This window comes from Lacticaseibacillus saniviri JCM 17471 = DSM 24301 (assembly GCF_001311785.1).
Taxonomy (GTDB): Bacteria; Bacillota; Bacilli; order Lactobacillales; family Lactobacillaceae; genus Lacticaseibacillus; species Lacticaseibacillus saniviri.
The window spans coordinates 1-1,979 of record NZ_BBBX01000053.1 but is presented as its reverse complement, the minus strand read 5'-3'; the positions used below and the strand labels follow the sequence as shown (position 1 = coordinate 1,979).

Here is a 1,979-nt window from a genome sequence, read left to right as displayed (position 1 = left end):
TCGTGGCACTAGCGCGCCGAGGATTGACCGCTAAACAGATTTCTGAGCAGTTTGGCATCGACTATAGTGTTGTCTGGAGACAGATGAAAAAGGCCGGCCTTGACGCCTCGAAGCCATTCATTTATCGAGATAACTATGGTCGCTATTTTAAATCGGTCGAAGACGTGAAGAGCTTTTACAAAGTGCCGGTAAGCACGGTGATCAAAAATCGCATCACTGGGATCACGCTTGAGCGAGGCCAATGGTCAGCCGGTCGGATTGACTAGGCGTTATCAACGGCGTTAGGCGTCCGAACGGGGTGAGAGGCCCAATAAGGAGACTAATCATGCAAAACAAATCAATGTGAAGTCAGTCGGAACGCATTAACACAATCTGGAGGTATTAAAAGTGAGCGAAGAAAAACTGTACGCGGTTAAGAACCACAGTGGTAAATTTTGGGATTTTTCGGCTAATTCCGGTTGGTGGTCATCAAAAATTGAAGGTCCCAACACAACGATTAAAAAGGAACGGGCTGAACTAGTGGCTGATGAAACCGGCGGCCACGTTGTCACTTTGATTGAGGAGCCTAAAAAGGTAGTCGTCAGCCCAGAAGAAGCAGAGATGCTGGAGGAAGCAAAGAAGAACGGATACCCAGCAGAGGCTATTGACGCTTACAACGACATGCGACCAGATGAAGACCGCCTGATGCATGCATACGTCCTCGGCTGGGAGGTCGGGGAACCGAAACGGTATGTATTGCCGATGGAAGGGACGGAGCTGCCGGACGGAACTGTTGCTTACGCCGTACTAGACCACACCGGCGCGTGGACGGTCAAGGGCTACGCCGAGGAACAAAGCGCAATCACGTTCGGTTCAACTGTCACCCAGGCCAACATCGACTCGGCTCCAGCATGGGTAAAGGCAATTAAGCCCGTGGAGGTGGCAGAACATGACTAAGTACCTGGTAACCAACGGCAAGGGCGAGTTCTATAGCCGCCAAGGTGATGACTACGACTTTGGAGCCTCAAAGGCGTTTGCGACCAAGTTTTCGACCCGCGATGGCGCACAACAAATTGCCCGCGAGGGGGACATGTGGAACATTTTGGGAAACGCCCCGGACAGGAAAACACACCCGTATGAGGTGATGGAGGTAACTGACGATGGCAATGCTGTTTGATGACGAAATTGATGCATCGCACTATGCTGAATCATTTAAAGGGCGTGTGACTGAATTAGTTGGGAAAACTAAGCCGATCATGGTGAGCCAAGAGGTATCCGACATTTTGACAGAACTTAACAGTGAGATTCGCACTGGACAAATGAAGCACATGGCTTGGCAATTGCTTGCGAATTTAGACGATGCAGGCATGGCAGTAGAAGACGCGTACAAGGCACTTGCTAATGGTTGGGAGATTAGGAAAGAGACGCTGTATAACGTCAAGGTGCCACATGCAGCCACTAGCTACTACAAAAATTTAGCCCTGATCTTTGTGATGCTGGAGATAAATTTAGAATTGACCTTGACGAAGACTTAGCTCAATTCACAGAAGCAGAGATTGAGCATTACGGCTTGCAAGACTGTGAGAAAGAAAAGGTGACTGACGATGAGCAATGAAATGACACATCAAACAGTTGTGCTTCAATGTAGCAATGATGTTGACCTCGATACCCTATTTATTGGAATTAAACAAGTAACGGACGGTGCAAATTTAGTTACCTATGAGTTAGACGTGGAGGGCCAGAAGACAATTGAAAAAGCACTACCAGCTATTACACATGACTTTGATTTTATTGGGGTGACTGACGATGAGCAATGATACGAAGCAGGACGTGTTGGTAGATGTTGTTGATGCATTGGATGATGCACAGGCAATGTACGGCGAGTGTCACCAATCTGCTTCGACCGCCTCAAAGCGGTTCGGTATCTAAAAGACTGGCGAAAAGATAACCCCGACCGCGAGTATCAGCTATTTATGACTAGCGAGCTGGCATCGATGCGT

Annotated in this window: 6 protein-coding genes; all 6 read left to right on the top strand. The window is 48.4% G+C overall.

The features are described from left to right. Window positions 1-266 (top strand): helix-turn-helix domain-containing protein (locus JCM17471_RS14520; RefSeq protein ID WP_162208402.1); only part of this gene is annotated, 266 nt, incomplete at its 5' end. A gap of 121 nt (window positions 267-387) precedes the next feature. Further along, window positions 388-936: a hypothetical protein gene (locus JCM17471_RS14620; RefSeq protein ID WP_054778160.1), complete on the top strand. Its 549-nt coding sequence runs from the start codon at window positions 388-390 to the stop codon at window positions 934-936. Continuing rightward, on the top strand, window positions 929-1,156 hold the full coding sequence (locus JCM17471_RS13035; RefSeq protein WP_054778159.1) for a hypothetical protein: 228 nt from the start codon (window positions 929-931) through the stop codon (window positions 1,154-1,156). The genes JCM17471_RS14620 and JCM17471_RS13035 overlap by 8 nt, the downstream gene beginning before the upstream one ends. Beyond that, on the top strand, window positions 1,140-1,514 hold the full coding sequence (locus JCM17471_RS13030; RefSeq protein WP_054778158.1) for a hypothetical protein: 375 nt from the start codon (window positions 1,140-1,142) through the stop codon (window positions 1,512-1,514). The genes JCM17471_RS13035 and JCM17471_RS13030 overlap by 17 nt, the downstream gene beginning before the upstream one ends. A gap of 69 nt (window positions 1,515-1,583) precedes the next feature. Beyond that, window positions 1,584-1,796 (top strand): hypothetical protein, encoded by a 213-nt coding sequence (locus JCM17471_RS13025; protein WP_054778157.1) that lies wholly within the window; start codon window positions 1,584-1,586, stop codon window positions 1,794-1,796. Then, window positions 1,786-1,908: a hypothetical protein gene (locus JCM17471_RS16170; protein ID WP_263849518.1), complete on the top strand. Its 123-nt coding sequence runs from the start codon at window positions 1,786-1,788 to the stop codon at window positions 1,906-1,908. The genes JCM17471_RS13025 and JCM17471_RS16170 overlap by 11 nt, the downstream gene beginning before the upstream one ends. The last annotated feature ends 71 nt before the right edge of the window (window positions 1,909-1,979 follow it).

What these genes read in the sequence shown, in the direction of transcription:
- JCM17471_RS13035 (WP_054778159.1), top strand. Translation starts at nt 929, where the DNA reads ATGACTAAGTACCTGGTAACCAACGGCAAGGGCGAGTTCTATAGCCGC.
- JCM17471_RS13030 (WP_054778158.1), top strand. Translation starts at nt 1,140, where the DNA reads ATGGCAATGCTGTTTGATGACGAAATTGATGCATCGCACTATGCTGAA.
- JCM17471_RS13025 (WP_054778157.1), top strand. Translation starts at nt 1,584, where the DNA reads ATGAGCAATGAAATGACACATCAAACAGTTGTGCTTCAATGTAGCAAT.
- JCM17471_RS16170 (WP_263849518.1), top strand. Translation starts at nt 1,786, where the DNA reads ATGAGCAATGATACGAAGCAGGACGTGTTGGTAGATGTTGTTGATGCA.